Origin of the sequence: Dolichospermum sp. UHCC 0259 (assembly GCF_009711935.1) — a bacterium.
Taxonomy (GTDB): domain Bacteria; phylum Cyanobacteriota; class Cyanobacteriia; order Cyanobacteriales; family Nostocaceae; genus Dolichospermum.
The window spans coordinates 2,628-3,065 of the sequence record NZ_VIKX01000002.1 but is presented as its reverse complement, the minus strand read 5'-3'; the positions used below and the strand labels follow the sequence as shown (position 1 = coordinate 3,065).

Annotated in this window: 1 pseudogene; it reads right to left on the bottom strand. The window is 38.1% G+C overall.

The features are described from left to right. A pseudogene (locus tag FJR05_RS00135) lies at nt 1-438 on the bottom strand (hypothetical protein); the annotation flags it as partial.

Below are 438 nucleotides of genomic sequence, written 5' to 3'. Positions count from 1 at the left end.
TACCCGAATTATGGCTGTATCCACTTTTAATGGCTAGGTCACGCCATTGATTGGCTATATAATCAGTAGCAAATTTGCGAAATTTGGGTGTTTCAATTAATTGACCGTATTTATCGCTGCGGAGTAGAGAAATCCAGCGAGATTCCTGTGCCTGATTGTTAGCATCACCTTCAATTTCGTTAACAGTTTCTTCTGTTTGTTCTTGTTGAGATTGTTGTTTATCATATTGTTGAATAATATATTTTGCTAACGTCAAGGGATTACTTTGTAACTGGGCTAGTTCTTGAGCTTTTGCTTCAGTTGGTTGACTTAAATCTTGTTCAATTGCTGCTTCTGAGTACCAAATGGTAAACTGCCAACTATTATCGTAACTGGTGGCTTTAGCATTACCTCGATTACCTATTACTGCTTGGGGAAGTTGATATTCACCACAAGGGA